Here is a 21,260-nt window from a genome sequence, read left to right as displayed (position 1 = left end):
TGAACGGTGAGTGTTGTAAGTTAGAAACGTTTTTAACTTAATTGACACAGTTCATTGAACACTCTATAAAAATTATTTGCTATCACGTAACTTTCTATAATTTTCTACATGCTGGTTATGATCTTCAAGAGTGCTAGAAAAATTATGACCACCCATACCATTTACTACAAAATATAAGGCTGAGGTTTTGGCTGGATTTACTACTGCCTGCAATGACTTTATTCCAGGGCAAGCTATAGGACCTGGAGGAAGGTTAAAAATATAATAAGTGTTATATGGTGATTGTAAGCTCAAATCTTTCCTAGTCAAAAGCCTAGAAAGCTTAAATTTACCTTCAGTAATTCCATAAATAGTAGTGGGATCAGCTTGTAGCTTCATACCTTTCTTAAGCCGATTTAAAAACACTGCTGCAACAAGCGGACGCTCTTCGTCATTGGCTGTTTCTTTTTCTACAATTGAAGCTAAAATTAATACCTCCATTCTTGTTTTTAATGGTGAATCAGCGGATAATTTACTCATTGCTATATCTAGCTGTGCTGACATTAACTTACGCATCTGGTCAATTATTTGCTCTTTTTGATCACCATATGAAAAAAAGTAAGTTGAGGGCATCAAATATCCTTCTGGAACTTTTGTAATCATCTCACCAAATAATCGTTCCTCTGCATTAACTTTTGCTAGCACTTCACTAACCATTACTCCTTCTGGAACTATAAGTTTATGTACTATAGATTTACCAGTAGACAAAATGTTTAGCACTTGCAATGGAGATATTTTGGTAGTGAATTTGTATTCACCACTTTTTAAAGGATATTTAAGCGAGTATAAGGTAGATATTAGCCAAAAAAGTTTAGGATATCTAATAACATCAAACGACTTAAGCTGAGTGCTAATCTTGTGAATTGACAATTTTTTTGGAATAATTACAACTTTTGGATTCAACAACGGTCCTGGGGTTAATAAATATACTGCATAAAAATTAATCATGCTTATAAATAAAGTTATAAACAATATTAAAAATATAAATTTTGCTTTTAAGATTTTTTTTATCAATTAGTTACCAGTAAATTTAAAAGGAAGGTTCAGCTTGTACCACCAACATTGCATATACTACTCTTCCTTCTGTTACTAATACATTATAGGTGTGACAAGCATTCGAAGTAGACATTATTTCTGGAGCTAGGTTATGTTTTTTAAACAAAGCCCGTACTAATTGTAAATTAGGAATATACCTATTCCCCGTACCTATGATCAATATTATATTATTATAGGCTTGATTCTCTATTTCTTCAATGATTTGAATATAGCTACCTGGATCATCGATCCCTGACTGGTTTTGCCATATTAATAAGTTTTGTGGTGATAAAATGATATCATAATTAATCAGCTTGTCATTAATTTTAATACCATTACTACTGTAGCCTGTTATAGAATTTAAGTTACGCGATAATAAAGGTGTAATATCCATTGTGAGTTACCGTTTATTAGGCATTGCGTACAAAAAATGAACCAAGATATAGAGTTCATCAAACACCCAATGTCATCCCGAACACTCAATGTCATCCCGAACTTGTTTCGGGATGACATTGGGTGTTTGAGATAACCTTTTGTGTTCGGATGCTTTGTGTTCAAGATGATGGTTCTTAGCCTTTAACACTGTTTTAATTATAGCAAAAATAGTATAAAGCTACAAACCTAAACTTTTTGGTTGATAATATTTCACCCAGACGTCTACCAATAACTTGGTAATTATAATTGCTGCAAACATTGAAGAGATAATTCCAATTGATAAAGTTACAGCAAAACCCTTAACCGCTCCTATTCCAAACAAATATAATATAAACGCTACTACTAACGTCGTGATATTGGAATCCATAATTGTTGCAAAAGCCGACTTAAAGCCTACTCTAATTGCGTGCAAATTAGAAGCTCCATTATGTAATTCTTCTTTTATTCGCTCATAAATCAATACATTAGCATCTACTGCCATCCCCATAGTCAAGATTATACCAGCAATACCAGGTAAAGTTAAAGTAGCTTGTAATATTGATAATAACGCTAATATATATAATAAAGCTAACGCTAACGCTATATTAGCAAAGATACCCAACACTCCATAAGACCAAATCATAAAGATAGCAATAGCAATAAAGCCAATAACAGCTGCACATCTACCTGAAGCCACTGAATCTGCACCAAGAGTAGCTCCTATTGTTCGTTCTTCAACAATGCTCAAAGGCGCTGGTAAAGCTCCGGCTCTAAGTAACAATGCTAACTCATTAGCAGATTCAACAGTAAAATTCCCAGAGATAGAACCATTACCGCCAAGAATTGGTTCATTCACTACTGGTGCACTTAATAATCTATTATCTAATACTATCGCCAATCTCTTACCAGTATTGTTTTTTGTTACTTCAGCAAAAATCTTTCCACCAAAATTACTAAACGAAAAAGCTACAACCGGTCGTGAATTTTGATCAAAACTGGCTTGAGCATTAGTTAATTGATCACCACCAATAATAGCTTTTTTCTTAATCACTACTGCTGTATTATCATTATCACCTTTGATCAAAATTGAGCCTGCCGGTAAATGTCCTTTAAGAGCTTCTGTAAAATTTGCTGTTTCATCTACTAAATGGAAAGTAAGTTTAGCAGTCTTACCTAAGATATTTTTTAACTGTTGTGGATTTTCTTCTCCTGGCACTTGTAATAAAATATGCCTATCTCCTTGTCGTTGGATAATAGGCTCAGTAGTACCGGTACTATCCACTCTCATTCGAATAATTTCTATGGATTGCTCTATTACTTTACCAAGTAATTGTTTTAACTCTGCTTCATCATATTTTAACTGCAGATGACGCTGCTGTGATTCAATGTTAATTTTTGGATCAAGCTTATGAATAATTTTTTTTACTTGCTCAAAATCATTTTCAGTGCGTAAATCAAATTCCAGCAAATTATGTTTTACTACTAAATTTTTATATCCCACTTTCTCTTCACGTAAAAGTTTTCTTAAATTATCACCTATTACTTCCATAACGTCATCCACATAACTAGGAAAATCCACATCAAACAATAGATGCGCACCACCCTTTAAATCCAAGCCTAAATTTACTTTATTACCTGGCAGCCATTTAGAATTTATGGCAGTAAAATTTGGCATCGCATATATTAAAGCAATTAGCGTACACAATATAGAGATAATTATCTTTGATTTAGGCAGACTTTGCACTCTTACCTTGCTCTTTTTTATCTTTTACTTCTGGTTTACGGCTAGTAATATCAACAATTGCGCTCTTTAACATTTTAATTTGCACATCTTTTGCCACTTCAATTTCTACAATATTGTTATCACTAACTTTAGTCACCGTACCCATAATACCACTAGATGTTATCACCTCTTCTCCTTTCTTTACTCCCCCTACTAATTCTTCTTGTTGCTTACGGCGTTTTTCCTGCGGACGAATCAAGAAAAAATATAAAACTACAAAAATAAGTACCATTGGTACTATGCTAGTCCAGCTTGACTGGAATTGATCTGGCGCTTTTGGTAAAGTTTCTGCCCCTTCGATCGCTATAGTATCGTCACTAGCATATGCATTTGTTATCAACATTTATCTTCTCCTTTTTAGGGTATAAACTACCATTGACTAGATTTAAGTCAAGTTAAACTTCATCTATAAACTCTTTGACTTACATGATAAATAGTGATTCAATCGTCATTGTGAGGTCACGTTTCAGCTGTAGCAATCACTCCTCTTATTTTACTCTAACTATTTTGTTGGTTTGTTTAAGATACAATCCAGTTTATTAAAGGGTTAACAAGCTTTTCTGGATTGCTTCAGGCAAAGTCCTCAAAGCTTGACAATTTGAACAGTTCATTGTGAACACTCTCATTTTTTACAGAGCTGCGGCCTATGGCTTCTACTGACAATTCACCTTGGCTCTGATAAATCATCGGGAAATGTTAATTCTGCCACTGCTTCAAAGTTTAAGCTACCAGCGATGCCGCTTACTCCTTGTCCATATAAAAATATTTGACCTATATCTTCTTGTAATTGCTTATTTACAAGATCTTTAAACCTGATGATTAAATCAAAACTTTCTACCTTTTGTTTATTATTTGCAGCTATTTTTAATAAACCGTCTAATTGTAATTCCCCTATATTCTCTGCATTCACTGATACAATAAATCTTACTAATTGTGCTGTACGCTTAAAAAATATTTTATGTTTCTTAAGCTGATCATTATCAATAATTGGCAAATATAAAATACACCATTGTGGTAAATTATCGCTATCTACCCTCTCTGTGATTAAAGATGACTTGATTTTTTCAAAGTCTATTGCTAGTTCTTTAACCTGATTTTTATCATTTATTATTTTAAACAATTCTCTGATATCTTGCAAACTTTGCTGTTGAGTATCTTTAATTACAGTTAAGTCATTTAACTGCTGATTATAAGGTTGACGATTATGATCTTTAGTCATAGATGGTTTATGATTACTGCTAGCTTCTGTATCTAGTAATAGACTATTTTCGCTATATGTTGTTTGAGTTGCTTTGAGATCAACAATATTATTATTTATAGGTTGAGGAGGATTTATCGTAGTTAACTTTAATATTACTTCTTTCAACTGCTCTAAAACCGGTAAGCTATGATTAAGTTTAAATAAAAAATCTGCTACATCCGATTTAATAGGAATATGCTCTAGATTTAGAGGAATATTATTAATAGTTTTTATAGCAAAATGAAGTTCTTTACCTATCGGCAATAGAGTTAGTGGAGCTTCTATTGACAAGATACCAAAAACAGTTTTTATTAATTGTTTGGATAGGTTATCATTATTAGTTACTGTTCCAGTAATTTGATGATAGGATGGAGATTTTAAGTTAGTGTTATGCACTACTTCACATTCTATAACATTACCAACTTCTAAATTTTTAAAAATATCATATAAGCTAGAGTCTTTATTAAGTTGTGAATTATTTTTATAAACTACCACTGCTTGTACTGACTTAAGAGTCGATAGCGGTTTTTGAATGTTAACCGGAGCAGAATCATAAGTATGAACATGAGGCGGTTCAGCATTAAGTGTTTGGCGCGTAATCAGTGTTAATTCTAGTTTAGCAGCTCTATTATTAGTATTTTCATTATTAATAGAAACTAATTTGCAAGTTAATTGTGGTTGATCAGACTGTAGAACTTTGACAGCAATACGATCACCACCTTTAAGATCATTTTTATTTTCTACGATAAATTTACCGATTTTTGTAGTAAAAATAGCATGACCATCTTTGGTTATCTCAGATACTGTTCCCTTTAGTATTGAACCAGTTTGCAATTCATTTAATAAATCTGTTAAAGTTTTATTAGTAGATGCTTGCGTATCTAATGCTAAGGCTGCTATTTTTGCACTAGTAAAGTTGATGTCTGTCATATATAATTTTAGTTAAGTGATTTTTTATGATACAGAATAAATACGTTATCAGACTATCATTTATTGGGTTATTTCTCAACATTGTTGCGAATATAATATTATATCGTTATTTTATGATTGAAGAAATAATCGTAAAACAAGTAGCAACAGAAAATTCTCGCATTGCCGAAATTTATCAAAAGCATATATGGGATATGCATCCCATAGCTATAAAAAAATTCAAAAAAAATAGCTATCAAAACTTATTACAAGATCAAGATTTTATAGATTTTGTAAAAGATTCTATAGCTTTTTTTAGACATATCAATGCTCAAATTTCGTTATTTGATATGTATGGCAACAAATTTATCAGCAATATGCAATCGGATAACATAGCTCATCTTAAACATAATGATAGTAGTATTTATGGATTGATTTTAGCAAAAATTGATAAATATTTCTTACGTGATTTAATGAATAATCAAACTATAGAATCTGCTTTTCATGGTAAAACAACTCACGCTCTTTGGCCAGAAACTCTAATAATAAATAAAGATAAGAAATCAACTTCAGCATCTTTTATTAGTAGTTATATCCCTATTATTGATGATGACTTAGGTGATTTTATAGTTGATAGTGTAATGGAAATTGATACGGATGTTACCGAGCAATGGAAAAATATGTCATATCTTGAACAAAAAGTATTTACCGCTTTCCTGATTATTTTTTCGATTTTTTTTAGTATAGTAACATATAATACAAACTATGCTCAACGTATAATTAATAAACAATTTGAAGCTAACCGAGGGCTTGAAGAAGCAAGAATTCGTGCAGAAACTGAAAGCTCTGCAAAAACAGAGTTTTTAGCAAATGTTAGTCATGAGTTACGCACGCCACTTAATGCAATTATTGGTTTTTCTGAAATCATAATCTCTGAAACCTACGGTGCTATAGAAAATAAACAATACGCAGAATATGTCCAAGATATAAATAATTCTGGTAAACATTTACTTAGTATTATTAATGACATCTTGGATTTTTCAAAAGCATCGGTTGATAAGCTTAAAGTTGAACATGTTGAACTTGATCTCAATAAATTGGCTTCTTCCAGCATGCGTTTTGTAAAACCCAGAGCAGATGAAGCAAAAATACAATTAATCGAAGATTTACCAAAAGAACATATTGTTATCAAGGCTGATCCCAAAAGATTGAAACAGGCTTTATTAAATCTATTATCAAATTCTGTTAAATTTACTCCTGAGAATGGAAAAATTACCTTAAAAATAACAATAGATGCTAACATGAGTGAAGTATATATACAAGTAATTGATACTGGTATTGGCATGAGTGAAAAGGATATACCAAAAGCATTATCTACATTTGGGCAAATTGATAATAAATTAAGTAGAAAATATGAAGGAACGGGTCTTGGTTTGCCTTTGACCAAGAAACTAGTAGAGCTAATGCATGGTAAATTCGACTTAACCAGCATTATCGGTGTAGGAACTACTATTACTCTTACTTTTAAATATGAAGATAGCATTACTATATAAATTTAGTGAATAATTGATTTCTTATGGATTATATGTATAATGCAGCTGCATTTAATTGAATAATAATATGCTCAGAAAAACTCTATTTCTATTTTTTATATGTGTTTTGTCAGTTGATCTACTTGCAAGCCAAGATTACCAAATACAAAGCCAGCAGCTTAAATTTGATAAGGTGGAGGTTGAGAATGATTATAATCAAATTGAACAGCAGCAAAAAGAAATTCAAGCTCTACTGTCTAGAGTAGAATTATTGGAACATAAAATATCTGTCCTAGAACAACAAATAAAATCTGCCAACCCATCATTACCAAATAATGTAAGCCAAGGGCAAACTGCAGTGAAGCCTAAATCGTTGCAAGATTCTAGTGATCGAAATGATGTATTTGATATTTCAACATTAAGTTCTGATAACAATCCTAGAGAGTTGATAGTTAAGCCTTCTGTTGCTGCTAATAATGTTGAAGATGATAAAAAACAATATGATTTAGCTTTGGCTGCTTTAAAAGAGAATAAGTTGCAAATCGCCGAAGAAAAATTTGCTGAATTTTTAACAAAAAATCCTCAAAGCCCGTTAATAAGTAATGCTTATTTTTGGTATGGAGAGGTTTTTTTTAGACGTGCTATCTTTGATAAAGCGACTATAAACTATCTTAAAGGATATAAACATTCTCCAAAAGGCACCAAAGCTGCTGATTCTTTGTTGAAACTCGCTATTGCACTAGGTGAGCTAAATAAAAAACAGGAGGCTTGCGGAGTACTGGCAAAACTTGAAGCAGAATTTCCTAGCAGACCAGCAGCTTCTATAAAAAGAGCTAAAGATATCAAAATTAAACTTGGTTGTAATTAAAAGTGGTGAGCGTTCACGGTTTTTAGAAAAAGTCATGATTGCGAGATTTTGTTAAAAATCGAAGCAATTGTAATATAGAAACATGATCTAGTCAGTGGTGAATAATAAGCTAGTTTATAATAATTATGGACGTTGTTCACGATTTTAAAATTGAACATCAATATGCGACTTAAAAAGCTGGTGACCAACGTCATTGCGAAGAGCTAAAGCTTTTCGCAATGACGACTTTTTTAAAAACCCCTGAACGCTTACATAATTTTGAATAGTCATCCTGAATTTTAAATAGTAAATCCCGAAAATCATCCGAGTGTCTTCTGAGTTATCTTGAATTTATTTCAGGATCTGGTGCAATTCTGAAAAGATCCCGAAACAAGTTCGGGATGACATAGCTTATTCGAGATGACTTTCGGAACACTCAGATGACCGGGAGGGGAGGACTATTAATAACAAAATTGAATACTCGGGCATTTGACTGGATCATATTTCTATCTTACAATTGCTTCGCTTTCGATGTGCTATGACGAATCTTATTGACACAGTTCAATTGAACACTTTCGTAATTAGGTTTGCAGAAGCTAAAACGCTCTACTTTTCATTATATTTGATACCAATATTATAATTTGTTTCAGAAACTTTTTCTGTGTTTTCTACTATAGACATTACATCAATATCCACATTACTTCGCAACACAGAATTGTAGCTAATGACAGTAATAATTAACATTAAAATTGAAACAATAACTAGATATTTAGAAAACTTGTGCTCTACCGTTATTTTGCTTTGCAACATACCATTATGAGGAGTATTTACAGAATTAACTACTAAATCAATTCCTAGGTACCTAGAATATAATTTTAGATATCCATCCACATATACTTTTCCTGGAATGGCAGAAAAATCATTTTCTTCAAGAGCAATTAAGTATTGTTCTCTAATATGTAACGCTTGCGCTGCTTCTGATGTTGAGCACCCCATTTTTATTCTAGCTTGTTTTAATTTTGATGGCATATTAAGTACTATCCAAGCTTACGTAAAAACATTTCAAATTTTTTATTAGCAAGAATCATCATATTAAGATTTACATCCTCTTGTAGTTTGATTTTTTCAACAAAATTAAAAAATATGTTAGCCATTCCTTGATAATTGTTAAGCCATTGGTCAAGATCAATATTGCCTACTGGTGATTGATTGATAATTTTAACTAGCAATCGCCTTTGTTTATCGTATAAATCATCTTTCAATGATTGAATCGATAATCTATTCCAATAAGAATCATCAATTTGTTTTTCACATGATTTACGTAACCAATCGATATTAAATCTATTACCAACAGCAAAATAAAATTTAGCCACTTCAGCATCACTGATGTTAGTTTGTTTGGCAACATATATAATATCAAAAGCTGATACCAAACTATCTACTGTTGCAATTGCGTGAGAAATACGCAACTCTACTCCTGCTGCAGTATATTTTTCTACTCGATCATCAAATTTACGTTTAGCTTCACCTAGTAATAGTGACGCAATAATTGAATTTAGGTGTCTTGCTGGCTCAGCAAAATCATTGATTGTTTTTAATATATCAATTGGATGTTCCAGATTCCGGATAAACCATGAACTGCCTCGACGCATAATTTTTGCAAGTTCCGTAAACATGTCAATTTTTATCGTATTATTGACATTAGTTCCTAGTGATTCTATAGATTTCCATAAATTATCTAAATCAAAGATGCAACAAACAATAGTATAAGCCCGTACAATATCGCAGACTACTCCACCTGTTTCACGTTTAATAGTATTAATAATCGGTCCACTTAACTGATTAACGATTTTATTGGTAACTACGGTTCTGATAATTTCATTCTTCAATGGATGCGATAGTATTTCAGTTTTAAATTTATCACGCATAATTTGCGGAAAATAATCAATTAAATAGGTCTCAAAATACTTATCTTCAGTTAATTTGGCATTAACCAATTCATTGCAAACTGACATTTTACTATAAGATAATAATACTGCCAGTTCTGGTCTGGTTAAGTGTTCTTTAGCAATTGATCTTTTGGCTAACTCTGCAGTATCTGGTAAAAACTCGACTGTACGATCTAATAACTTTTCTTCTTCCAATACGTTAATTAACTGGCTGAACATTTCTACATTAAGAGCAGAAGATAATTGCGAAATAGTTATGGCTTGCGTTTGTTCGTAATTATCTCTAAGTACCAATGATTCAACTTGAGTAGTCATATTAACCAATAGAGCATCACGTTCTGCTATGGTCAATGTACCATTGACTACTGCATTATTTAAAGCAATCTTAATATTTACTTCATGATCAGAACAATCAACTCCGGCAGAATTATCAATAAAATCAGTGTTGATACGACCACCGCATTTACTATATTCAATTCTTCCTTGTTGAGAAATTCCTAGATTGCCACCTTCTGCAATTACCGTTGCTCTGATATCTAAAGCATCACAACGTAAATTATCATTAGTTTTATCACCTATTTCAAAATTATTTTCATATGACGCTTTGATATAGGTGCCAATACCGCCATTCCAGATTAAATCTACTTTTGCCTGTAAAATAACTTTGATTAGCTCCTCAGGAGACAATGCATTAGTTTGAATGTCCAGTAATCGCTTCATTTCAGTTGATATTGCAATTGATTTTGCTGCACGTTCAAAGATGCCACCACCTTTTGAAATTAATTTAACGTTATAATCTGACCATTTTGATCTTGGTAAATTAAACAATCGCAATCTTTCTTTAAAACTTGTGTCCATGTCAGGATCTGGGTCAATAAAAATATGTTGATGATTAAAGGCAGCTACCAATTTTATTGATTTTGAGCTTAACAGCCCATTGCCGAAAACATCGCCGGACATGTCACCAATACCTACGACCGTGATTGGATCTGTTTGGACATTAATTGCTATTTCTTGAAAATGTCGTTGTACGGAAATCCAAGCTCCTTTTGCGGTAATCGCCATTTTTTTATGATCATAGCCACTAGAACCGCCTGAAGCAAAAGCATCTCTGAGCCAGAAACCATATTCTGCAGAAACTTCATTAGCGTAATCAGAAAATGTTGCTGTACCTTTATCGGCAGCAACCACTAAATATGGATCCTGGTCGTCATAAATTATTGTGTTTTTAGGATGTATGATCTTACTGTCGATAATATTATCTGTGATATCTAATAAACCTCGTAAAAAATTCTTATAACATTCAATAATCTTGGTCATATAATCTTGGTAACTAAGATCATCTTGACTAAAAAATACCACAAAGCCGCCTTTTGAACCGACTGGAACAATGACAGCGTTTTTAGTCATTTGTGCTTTCATTAATCCAAGTACTTCAATTCTATAATCTTCGCCACGATCAGACCATCTAATGCCGCCACGTGCTACCTTACCACCGCGTAAGTGGATAGCTTCAAAATCATTGGAATAAACGAAAATCTCAGCATGAGGCAATGGCAATGGTAGCCCTTTGATCTTTTTAGAACTAAATTTAAATGATAAATAACTTTTAATAGTACCATCAATAAATTGATAATAATTAGTTCTAACCATTGCCTCCAATAAATTGAGCATGCTACGTAATACTTTATCTTCAGTACTATTAGTTACTGTATCTAAGTAAGCAATTATCTGGTCTGTTATCTGATTTGCTACGTCTACATTAGCAGTGAATGGATTAAATTTTGCTTCAAATAAAGTAATTAACAGTTCAGTAAAATTATAATGCTTGATTAAAGTTAACTGTACATATCCTTTGCCATAAGCAAAACCTGTTTGATGCAAGTATCTGGTTAAAGCTCTAAGTAGCTTAATACGATGCCAGTTAAAGCCACATAGCACTACTAGTTTGCTTAAAGAATCTGCACTCAAATGGCCCCCAGCCATTTTATCTAATGCATCTTCAACATTGACTGCTAACTCTTGCAGATTGCGCGAAATTGGAGCTCCTGCTGATAGAAGGAATTGATAGATCCAACTCTCTTTAATATTACCACTAGCAGCAATCATAAAACTTTGTTCATCAATCGCTTTAAATCCTAAATTTTCTATAAATGGTAAGATGTTGGATAATATTAATTTTTTCTCTGGGCTATAAATTTTTAATTGAAAATCTATATTATTTATAGGAATCAAGTTAAATACTGCGTGCCGATCGCTAGATGCTTTTTGCAAAGATATCAAATCTTGCACGGCAATTGTGGCTGTAAATTTATGCCGATAATCAGCTGGAAAAGTCTGTTCAAAAATCTTAAAATTAAGACTAGCTTGGTACTCACCAAAACTTTTACATAACTGATGATAAAAAGACTCTCCCCAACTGGTGGATAATTGATCAACGTCATTTTCTATTTCTTCTACTTTAAATTCGATATTCTCTTGTACTGCTAGAGTTACAAACAAATGCGAAAAATTCTGCACCACTTCAGTAACATTATCCAATAATATTTTACCCTTCAATTTTGCGGCTAAATATATATTAATGCTATTGTGGATTTCCGGAGTTAGCCTTGCTTTCGGTAAAAAAATAAGCACATTGATGAAAGCTCCAGACCAATCCTGTTGAATAAATAATTTAAGCTTGCGACTCATCATACCTGATAACATATGTAAGCACATACAATATAAATCAGTTTCATCAATTTGAATTAAGGCTTCTCTGGGTAAAGATTCGATAATAATTTTAAGTTTTTTGGAATTATAACCTCCTAGCGGAAACTCTGATCTATCCAAAACAAAACGTAATTTTTGTCGAAGAATAGGAATATTAATAATAGATTGATAGTAAATTGCTGAACCATATAACCCCAGGATTATAGTGCCTGAAGTATATTTGCCGTGTAGGTCAAGCTTTTTAACCAGAATATAATCTACTAAGTTGTTGCGATGAACAGGAGACAAGCGGTTGATTTTACCAAGTATAAGTAGAGTATTTTGGTATATATTTTGATTTGAGAAGTTAATAATATTTTGCAGTTCTTCGATATTATCTTGCCAAATTGAGGTAGCACCTTGCTCACTGATAAAGTTTTTTGATGATATATCAAAATCAATACTACCTAAAAAAGTGAAATTATTATGCTGTAACCATTCTAAAAAACTTACTATTTCAGCAGAGTATGAGTGTAGACCGATATTTTCATAAATTATTTTATTATCTTTTATTCCTTTTGCCAAACTTTGTACTTTTTGTAATAAAACTGGCCAGCTGTTATAAGTAGCATCTACTTGGTCTAAGGTATAATTGATTTCTTTATCCAACAAAGAAATCATTGCTTGATCAAAATTACCAAGTATTTTTATGTATAATAAAGATTCGGCTGGCTGGTTGTGTTGCTTATTGACTATTTTTTGTAATTCGCCATTACCATCTCTAGTGCAATAAATCACCGGGTGTAGTATAAATCTTGGTTGGAGCGCAAGCTTTGTAAATAAACAGCTTAGTGAATCAACAATAAAAGGCTTGTTATCGTTGATTAATAAAATAGTAATTGCGGGATCGGAATGCAAGTTGGATTGAGTAATAGTAATTTTTCTTTGGCCAATTTTTCTGTTTTTAAAAAATAGAAACGCTTTGTCAGAGAAATTGGTAAATAGCTCGAATTGTTCTCGTATTTGGTAGTCAACTGGTAGATATATAAAAAACTGACGAATAAATTCGACATAAAGTGGATCATCACCTTTAGCTTGGATTAATTTAAGAATTTCTGCTTGATAATCGGGGATCTGACAAGTAAGACGACTTAGAGCTAAAGAAGAAGTAACAGACATATCATTGGATCCTATTTATAATTAAATAAATTTTTTACTTTATCCAGGCTTTCAGAGCTTAGCTAATTAAGTTAAGATTAAGAAGTCTAAATAACGCGAGTTGCCAATTAAAATTGCTAGAAACTTGTTTTCACGTTTGAATCAAAGCTCCCATTGGTTCAGACGTGAAAACAGGAGCTTCTAGAAATTTTAATTGGCAACTCGCGTTAAATACTATCTCAAATCATTATTACACGCAAGTAAGGACCTAAATGAGACCAACCATTTTTGCACAAAGCTCAAAACCTGGTAAGGCAGGTGTTGCAGTATTTAGAATTTCTGGAACCCAGAGTTTATATGCACTACAGCAACTATTGTATAATAATCCTATAGACAAAATTATTCCAAGATATATGTATTATCAAAAGATTTACGATCCAATAAGTCTTGAATTAATTGATACTGCAATGGTTGTATATTTTAAATCTCCAGCAAGTTTCACTGGAGAAGATATAGTTGAAGTACACACACATGGCAGCATTGCAATTACCAATATGCTTTATACAGCTTTATTAAAAATAGAAGGTTTAAGCTGTGCCGAACCTGGGGAATTTACTCGCAGAGCTTTTCTTAATAATAAACTAGACTTAACTAGCGCTGAGGGGTTAGCTGATTTGATTGAAGCTGAAACTATTTTACAACATAAGCAAGCAATCCAACAAATGGGTGGTAGTCTGCATCGGCTTTTTAGTCAGTGGCGACAAGATTTGTTAACTATCATTAGTTTGTTAGAAGCTTATATTGATTTTCCTGATGAAGAAGTTCCACCAATTATATTAGAGCAAGTGCAGGTGAATCTAGAAAAATTGCAATATACGATCACAAAATACCTCAATGATAATAGACGTGGAGAATTACTACGTAATGGCATCAAGCTTGCTATTATTGGAGCTCCCAATGTTGGTAAGTCAAGTCTAATAAACTTTCTGACACAAAGAGAAGTAGCAATTGTTTCCAATATTGCTGGTACCACCCGTGATATTATTGAAACGCACTTAGATATTGGTGGATATCCAATTATCTTGCAGGATACTGCCGGAATCAGGTTATCGTGTGATGATGTTATTGAGCAGGAAGGTATGAATCGAGCACTAGCAGCAGCTAAAACTGCTGACATCAAAATATTGATGATAGAAGTGCGAAATCAGAATATCCCAGATATCCTGATTAACGTAATTGATAATCATACTATAATTGTAGTCAATAAAATTGATCTGATCAACGATATGGAGCATGAGAGTTATAATAATCAAAAGTTTATACCTATTTCAATAACCGAGCATTTAGGGCTAGATAACTTACTCAAAGAAATTGAGTCAATAGCAAGCAATATTTCTGGCCTTACTGAAGAACCACCAATTACTAGAGCCCGTCATCGGCATCAACTGGAAGAAGTTTTGATACATTTGGCAAGCTGTGATCCGCTAGGTGATTTAGTATTAGCAACCGAAGATATTCGAATGGCTATTCGTACTTTAAGTAATATTACTGGTAATATTACTGTCGAAGAAATATTAGGAGAAATATTTAGTAATTTTTGTATTGGTAAATAGAGGTCAGTTCTAGTCATCATTCTTCGTCATTACGAGGCATTACCGAAGCAATCCAGAAAATGAACTGAACATGTTTTAACTGGATTGCTTCGGTAATGCCTCGCAATGACGTGGCGGGCTTCACTTCATTTCTTTAACTTGACACGTAGGTTTCCGCAAACACTCTCTATAACTAATGTTCAAGCTTAAAAACTCGTGAACAATGCTCACATTTTAATTGGCAACTTGCGTTAACATAATTATCTTTCTCTAAATTATGAGTATTATTTATCAATTTATCCTTGATCTTTTGCTGCTATAATGTATCTTTGCTAGTGTTAATTGTCTAGAAAGCAATGATCTATAACTATAAAGCGGGCGTAGCTCAGGGGTAGAGCGCTACCTTGCCAAGGTCGAAGTCGAGGGTTCGAATCCCTTCGCCCGCTCCATTATTGTTTTGTAGTAAATTTAGTTTAATATACAAATCTTATCTAATTAGATTTATATATTAATTTTGATAACAAATAAAGTTTTGCTTCGTCTTTTTATTAAAGTCATGCTATACTTTATTGGGTATTCATGTCGTAGATTTAAATAAGGTATAGCCATGTTTAATATATTTAAAAATATTAATTTGCCGGCGTTTTTCACTTTAATTATTTATCCTATAATTCTTATAACTCTTTTTATTCATTACGCAGCCAATTATCAGGTCGGCGTTATAGAAATAACTTTAATAATTGTCAGTTACTATGGTGCAAATATATCGGTTGGTGTTGGATTGCACCGTTTGTGGTCACATAATGCTTTCAAAATAAATAAGTTTGTAGAATTTATTTTAGTTATGCTGTCAGCTGGTACTTTGCAAGGACCAGCGTTATCTTGGGCATCAAATCATTATAAGCACCATACTTATACTGACAAGGAAGAGGATCCGCATAGTCCTCTTAAATTTAGGAATCAGGTTATCGGATTTCTTTGGGCTCACATTGGGTGGATGCTTTCAGGAGAAGGTAGTTATAAATCCATTGATCGTCTTACTATGGTTAAACTTGGTAAAAATAACTTACTTAAGTGGCAATTAAAATATTATTGGCAAATTGCAGTATTTATGAACGTTATATTGCCGATGTTAATAGGCTATTGCATAGGCGGTAGCTTATTATCTTGTTATACTGCTTTTCTATTTATTGGTATTGGTCGCGCTTTACAGCAACAGGCAACTTTTTGTGTAAATTCTTTATGTCACTTTGTCGGTACTAAAGAATATTACAAAGGCACCGCAGGTGATATTTGGTGGATGGCACTATTTTTGTTAGGCGAAAATTGGCATAATTTTCATCACGCCTTTCCTTCTGATTATCGCAATGGGGCTAAGTGGTATCATTTTGATGTTCATAAGTGGATTATTTTTTTAATGAGCAAAGTTGGATTAGCATGGGACTTAGATCGTACTCCAGAAGTAAGAATTCAAGCTAAATTGAATGAAACTAATAAGTATTATATTGAATGGAGAAAACAACAAGCAAGTGTACTACAAAATAAGGTAGATCAATTATTAGAGCATCTGTATGTTAAATTAAATGAATTAGAAAATTCTTCTATTTGTGTAAAAAATCAGTTAAAGAAATCTTTTGCTGATGCTCAAGAATCTCTTAATAAAATTGCTGAACAATTACGTTCATCAGTACAACTGCCAGAAAAATCATCTGAAAAAATATTAAAAATGGTTGCTGAAAAATTAGATAATACTGAAATTATTATTTGTAAATTATATCAAACACTAGATAATTTCGCTTTAAAAACATCTTAGAGCCTGTCTTTGAAAGTAGACATAAAAATTTAGAGAGAAAAAAACTAATTCTTGCAGCATGAAGGGTGTAGGGTTTTATCAGTTAGGTAGATAGATGATAGCATAGTCAACGAATTTATCAAGATTCAGTTGTACAACAAGTTTAAGTATGCTTGTACTGATCTTCTCTTAAAATTTAATTGTCATCGCCTAACTGACTTAAGTGAAGAGCAGAGACAAGTCTTAATGTAAGATTACATCTTAGATGTACTTTTTACAGCTCTTAATTCAATATACTTATTTTAAAGCAGAATTTAATGATATTAAAAACCAATGCTATTCCTAAAATGACTTCGTCGGAAAACAATAAGCAAAAACAAAAAAATCTAGTTGTACTATGCATACTAGTTATTATGATTATATTAGTATATTTTATAACCATAATAAAATTATCTAATTGATAATCGTATAACCTATAAATAGTACCAATATAGTTCCTTACTCTATCTTTACTAAGTGGCCGTTCACAGGTTTTAAAATCAACATGACTATGCAATATACAAGGCATCATAGTGAGTTTTGCGTATCTATTCAGGGGTCTGGCAAACCGCAGATGTAGATATATACACTAGTCTTAACGCACTCGATGTCATTCCCAGAACGGCGGGAATCTAGGAATATAAAGCCTCAAATGCTTAAGATGTTACGCTGGATTCACGCCGTTGCTGGAAATGACATCGTGTAAACAGTTTGTAGTCAAACTCACCATCTGTATACCTGATACAGTAAAGGTTTGCCGGGGACATGAATAGATACAGTTTTGCATTTGCAAAACGTGGTGATCCAGAAAAGTCCGAAGTGCTTTAATTGATCTGGATTGTCACGCGAACGATGTTCGTTCGCAATGACTATTTTTCAAAATATGTGAACAGCCACTTTACTGATATGACCGCCCTTACCATTAATGTAGTGTGAGGTATATGAGAAAGCTGCTCCCAGTTTATTAGAGCCTGTCAATACAGCGCCTAGTGCTCTAATGGATTTCCATCCAATTATCTCCTGCTTTTACTTCTACAATTGTCGGGACACTTAAAGGTGAAGCTTGTTCCATGATATTTTTCAATGTTGGCAAGACTATTGCGACTTCATGTTGTGGTACCTCAAATAATAATTCATCATGAATTTGTAAAATTAATTTAGCCTGTAATCGCTGCCGTGATATTTCTTTGTTGATATTAATCATTGCAATTCTAATAATATCTGCGCTTGTACCTTGAATAGGTGCATTAATCGCTGCTCTCTCAGAAAATTGTCTGATATTACTATTTTTATCATTAATTGATGGGATAAAACATTTTCTATCAAATAAGTTTTTGACATATCCATATTTTCTTGCATAAATCTTGGTATTTTCCATATATTCTTGAATTTCGGTATATTCTGCAAAATAGCTATGCATATATTCGGTTGCTTCTTTAGAAGTAATGTTAAGTTGTTTTGCTAGACCAAAAGCACTAATTCCATAAATTATACCAAAATTAATTGCCTTAGCTTTACGTCGATGTTCGCTTGTTAACTGTGATTGATTAAGTTTGAAAATATTACAAGCAGTTAAACTATGTATATCTAAACCATTCATAAAAGCTTGTTTTAATTTTGCTACGTTAGCAACATGACTTAAGATACGTAGTTCAATTTGAGAATAATCAGCAGAAATCAGTTTATGTTCTGGTTCAGCTATAAACACTGTTCTAATTTTATTTCCTTCTTTGGAGCGAATAGGAATATTTTGCAAATTAGGATTCTGAGAGCTTAATCTAGCAGTAGTAGTAGATGTTTGTAAGAAAGTTGTATGTATTCGATGATTGACTGGATTAATATGCGATTGCAATCCATCAGTATAGGTATTTTTTAGTTTACTTAAAAGCCGCCATCTTAATAGTAGATCTGCGATCACGTAACCATGTTCACTTAAAACTTCTAGTACTTCGACATCAGTTACGTAATTTTTGGATTTAGCTGATATTTTACTGAATGGTAGCTGCATTTTCTCAAATAAAACTGTTCCTAATTGCTTAGTAGAAGAAATATTAAACTTAACTCCAGACAAATTAAAAATTTCTTGTTCTAGTGATGAGATTTCAGTAGCAAACTCACTTGATAATTGTTGTAGATAACTTAAGTCTACCTTAATGCCATTACGTTCCATTTGATAGATAATTTTACTTAGCGGTAGATCGATGTTATTATATAATTGTAAAATATGATTATTTCTTAATTCATTAATTAATTGTTGATAATTATCATGAAATTTTGTTACTATTTTTGCTGAATCATTAATAATATCAGTCAGCTTTAAATGTTGTTTTGCTGTCTCAAATATATCTTGCTTGACAGCGCCCGCAGATAATACATATTGCATTAATTCTATATCTTCATAAGAATTTATTACTGTAAATAGACTATATAATAATTTTATATTTACTGTAATTTTTTTAATTGCTTTATTTTCTAAATAGGGAGCTATTATTGGTACAAACCAATCATTATCTGCAATCGGTTCAAATAAATTTTCAGCTTTGCTACCATGATATAAAGAAATTATATAACTTTTATCAGATTTTATTGATAAAACTAATGCTGCTGGCTGATTCTGGTATTCTATAACATAGATTGATAAAAAACCAGTATCTTCTGCTGAATGCAGTATTGGTACTAATTCCTCTTTAGTAAAAATTTCCTGGATTACTACTGTATCTACATCAACTAATTTATTATCGTTGATTTTAATCTGAAATAGCCCCTCAGCTCTTTTATATAATGATTTAAAACCATAGCTTACCAAAAAATCAGATAACTGATTAACATTAGGTGGACTCCATTTAAATTTCTCTGAATCAATTGCAATATCAACATTATGATCTAAACCAACTAATTGCCACGAGATTAAAGCCTTAGCTTTTGATGCTTCAATTACCGCTCGTTGTTTTATATTATTAATTTGCTCAGTAGAGTTGAGCATTGCAGCGCATGAGCCAAATTGTTGAATTAAGGTAGCTGCAGTTTTAGGACCAATACCCGGAATTCCAGGTATATTATCTGATTTATCGCCAATTAAAGCCATTACTTCTCTTAAACGATCAGGAGTAACTCCAAATTTTTCTACTACATCATTTGATGATATATATTTATTCTTTATGGGGTCATATATTTTAATATGATCACTCATCAATTGTAGCAAATCCTTGTCTGAAGAAATAATTACTGCATTCTGTTGCTGTTCTGTTGCTTTAGTAGCTATAGTTGCGATAACATCGTCTGCTTCATAGCCTGATTTTTCAATTACGGAAAAATTAAGACTTCGCGCTGCAGTGCGCATTATTGGTAATTGTGTGATTAATTCTTCAGCTATTGGTGGCCGATGAGCTTTATATTGATCATAAATTTGATGACGAAAATTTTTATCACCAGAGTCAAATACTATAACTGCAAAGGTGGGTTTAAAATCATGTAAAATTTTCATTAGCATGCTAGTAAACCCATACACCGCACCAACAGGAGAGCCATCTGGTGCAGTTAATGGTGGTTGTACATGGTATGCTCTAAAGACAAAACCATAGCCATCTATAATTAATAAAGTATTTTTATCAGTCATCAATTTTTAGGATAAAGCTTGCAATATTTTCATATGGACTTGCTCAGGGTTTAATTGTGCAGCCTCAATTCTGACTATCCTATTTGAAAATTGTTTAGTTATGGCTTGAAATCCTTGGTAAATTTTGTTGTGGAATTCTAAACCCTCATTCTCGAACTTATTACAATCAAGATTATTTGATATTCTATCTAATGCTTCAGTTGGTGGTACATCAATAAAGAAGGTAATATCCGGCATTAGATTATTAAATATCTCGTCGTGTAATTGGTAAACTTTATCTGATCCTATATCAGATAAGCCTTGATAACAGGCGGTAGAATCTACAAAGCGATCACAAATCACCCATTGATTTAAAGTTAAAGCAGGAATAATAATTTTATGGATATGTTCATATCTTGCGGCCATTATGAGTAATAATTCTGAATATGGTAACATATGTTCATAAATTACTATATCGCGTATCAGTTCTGCTACTCTTGTGCCGCCGATTTCTCTGGTTCTGCGTGCTTCTAAACCTTTGCTCAATAAATGTTCATGAAGCATTTTACTTTGAGTAGTTTTACCACAACCAACAACGCCTTCAAAAGTAACGAACTTTGGGTTATTATAATCTATCATTGCATC

The 21,260-nt window shown here is 32.5% G+C and carries 13 protein-coding genes and 1 tRNA gene; 5 read left to right on the top strand and 9 right to left on the bottom strand.

Annotation, left to right across the window (positions count from 1 at the left end):
- Window positions 1–72 precede the first annotated feature (72 nt).
- From mltG to Trichorick_RS01120, 5 genes are all read right to left on the bottom strand, one after another.
- Window positions 73–1,053 carry an endolytic transglycosylase MltG gene (mltG, locus tag Trichorick_RS01140; RefSeq protein ID WP_323738438.1) on the bottom strand — a complete coding sequence of 327 codons (981 nt, stop codon included), beginning with the start codon at window positions 1,051–1,053 and terminating at the stop codon, window positions 73–75.
- A 16-nt stretch (window positions 1,054–1,069) separates the two neighbouring features.
- Entirely contained in the window at window positions 1,070–1,468 is a 399-nt protein-coding gene (locus tag Trichorick_RS01135; protein ID WP_323738437.1) for an Mth938-like domain-containing protein, read from the bottom strand.
- Between the two features lie 219 nt (window positions 1,469–1,687).
- On the bottom strand, window positions 1,688–3,232 hold the full coding sequence (gene secD / locus Trichorick_RS01130; RefSeq protein WP_323738436.1) for a protein translocase subunit SecD: 1,545 nt from the start codon (window positions 3,230–3,232) through the stop codon (window positions 1,688–1,690).
- A complete protein-coding gene (yajC, locus tag Trichorick_RS01125; RefSeq protein ID WP_323738435.1) occupies window positions 3,216–3,614 on the bottom strand; it encodes a preprotein translocase subunit YajC in 399 nt (132 codons plus the stop codon). The genes secD and yajC overlap by 17 nt, the downstream gene beginning before the upstream one ends.
- Before the next feature lie 321 nt (window positions 3,615–3,935).
- Window positions 3,936–5,441, bottom strand: a complete 1,506-nt coding sequence (locus tag Trichorick_RS01120; RefSeq protein ID WP_323738434.1) for a hypothetical protein — start codon at window positions 5,439–5,441, stop codon at window positions 3,936–3,938.
- A gap of 26 nt (window positions 5,442–5,467) precedes the next feature.
- On the opposite strand from Trichorick_RS01120, the gene Trichorick_RS01115 reads away from it, so the two are divergent.
- Window positions 5,468–6,973: a sensor histidine kinase gene (locus tag Trichorick_RS01115; protein ID WP_323738433.1), complete on the top strand. Its 1,506-nt coding sequence runs from the start codon at window positions 5,468–5,470 to the stop codon at window positions 6,971–6,973.
- Window positions 6,974–7,040: 67 nt separating this feature from the next.
- The gene (gene ybgF / locus Trichorick_RS01110; RefSeq protein WP_323738432.1) at window positions 7,041–7,820 is read left to right on the top strand and encodes a tol-pal system protein YbgF; all 780 of its coding nucleotides are present in this window, start codon (window positions 7,041–7,043) and stop codon (window positions 7,818–7,820) included.
- A gap of 585 nt (window positions 7,821–8,405) precedes the next feature.
- Here the strand turns inward: ybgF and Trichorick_RS01105 are convergent.
- Window positions 8,406–8,828: a helix-turn-helix domain-containing protein gene (locus Trichorick_RS01105; protein WP_323738431.1), complete on the bottom strand. Its 423-nt coding sequence runs from the start codon at window positions 8,826–8,828 to the stop codon at window positions 8,406–8,408.
- Between the two features lie 8 nt (window positions 8,829–8,836).
- Entirely contained in the window at window positions 8,837–13,618 is a 4,782-nt protein-coding gene (locus Trichorick_RS01100; RefSeq protein WP_323738430.1) for an NAD-glutamate dehydrogenase, read from the bottom strand.
- A gap of 251 nt (window positions 13,619–13,869) precedes the next feature.
- Here Trichorick_RS01100 and mnmE point away from each other — a divergent pair, with 251 nt between their 5' ends.
- From mnmE to Trichorick_RS01085, 3 genes are all read left to right on the top strand, one after another.
- Window positions 13,870–15,210 carry a tRNA uridine-5-carboxymethylaminomethyl(34) synthesis GTPase MnmE gene (mnmE, locus tag Trichorick_RS01095; RefSeq protein ID WP_323738429.1) on the top strand — a complete coding sequence of 447 codons (1,341 nt, stop codon included), beginning with the start codon at window positions 13,870–13,872 and terminating at the stop codon, window positions 15,208–15,210.
- Window positions 15,211–15,563: 353 nt separating this feature from the next.
- Window positions 15,564–15,638, top strand: a tRNA-Gly gene (locus Trichorick_RS01090).
- Between the two features lie 167 nt (window positions 15,639–15,805).
- Window positions 15,806–17,002, top strand: coding sequence for an acyl-CoA desaturase (locus Trichorick_RS01085; RefSeq protein ID WP_323738904.1), 1,197 nt, complete (start codon window positions 15,806–15,808; stop codon window positions 17,000–17,002).
- 1,012 nt (window positions 17,003–18,014) lie between these two features.
- Here Trichorick_RS01085 and polA read toward each other — a convergent pair.
- The gene (polA, locus tag Trichorick_RS01080; RefSeq protein WP_323738428.1) at window positions 18,015–20,636 is read right to left on the bottom strand and encodes a DNA polymerase I; all 2,622 of its coding nucleotides are present in this window, start codon (window positions 20,634–20,636) and stop codon (window positions 18,015–18,017) included.
- Window positions 20,637–20,642: 6 nt separating this feature from the next.
- Window positions 20,643–21,254 carry a dTMP kinase gene (gene tmk, locus Trichorick_RS01075; RefSeq protein ID WP_323738427.1) on the bottom strand — a complete coding sequence of 204 codons (612 nt, stop codon included), beginning with the start codon at window positions 21,252–21,254 and terminating at the stop codon, window positions 20,643–20,645.
- Window positions 21,255–21,260 lie beyond the last annotated feature (6 nt).

It is taken from the genome of Candidatus Trichorickettsia mobilis, from assembly GCF_034366785.1.
In the GTDB taxonomy this organism is placed as follows: domain Bacteria; phylum Pseudomonadota; class Alphaproteobacteria; order Rickettsiales; family Rickettsiaceae; genus Trichorickettsia; species Trichorickettsia mobilis_A.
The sequence above is the reverse complement of the archived record's forward strand: the minus strand, read 5'-3'. Positions and strand labels throughout refer to the sequence as shown.

What these genes read in the sequence shown, in the direction of transcription:
- Trichorick_RS01135 (WP_323738437.1), bottom strand. Translation starts at nt 1,468, where the DNA reads ATGGATATTACACCTTTATTATCGCGTAACTTAAATTCTATAACAGGC.
- yajC (WP_323738435.1), bottom strand. Translation starts at nt 3,614, where the DNA reads ATGTTGATAACAAATGCATATGCTAGTGACGATACTATAGCGATCGAA.
- Trichorick_RS01120 (WP_323738434.1), bottom strand. Translation starts at nt 5,441, where the DNA reads ATGACAGACATCAACTTTACTAGTGCAAAAATAGCAGCCTTAGCATTA.
- Trichorick_RS01115 (WP_323738433.1), top strand. Translation starts at nt 5,468, where the DNA reads ATGATACAGAATAAATACGTTATCAGACTATCATTTATTGGGTTATTT.
- ybgF (WP_323738432.1), top strand. Translation starts at nt 7,041, where the DNA reads ATGCTCAGAAAAACTCTATTTCTATTTTTTATATGTGTTTTGTCAGTT.
- Trichorick_RS01105 (WP_323738431.1), bottom strand. Translation starts at nt 8,828, where the DNA reads ATGCCATCAAAATTAAAACAAGCTAGAATAAAAATGGGGTGCTCAACA.
- Trichorick_RS01100 (WP_323738430.1), bottom strand. Translation starts at nt 13,618, where the DNA reads ATGTCTGTTACTTCTTCTTTAGCTCTAAGTCGTCTTACTTGTCAGATC.
- mnmE (WP_323738429.1), top strand. Translation starts at nt 13,870, where the DNA reads ATGAGACCAACCATTTTTGCACAAAGCTCAAAACCTGGTAAGGCAGGT.
- polA (WP_323738428.1), bottom strand. Translation starts at nt 20,636, where the DNA reads ATGACTGATAAAAATACTTTATTAATTATAGATGGCTATGGTTTTGTC.
- tmk (WP_323738427.1), bottom strand. Translation starts at nt 21,254, where the DNA reads ATGATAGATTATAATAACCCAAAGTTCGTTACTTTTGAAGGCGTTGTT.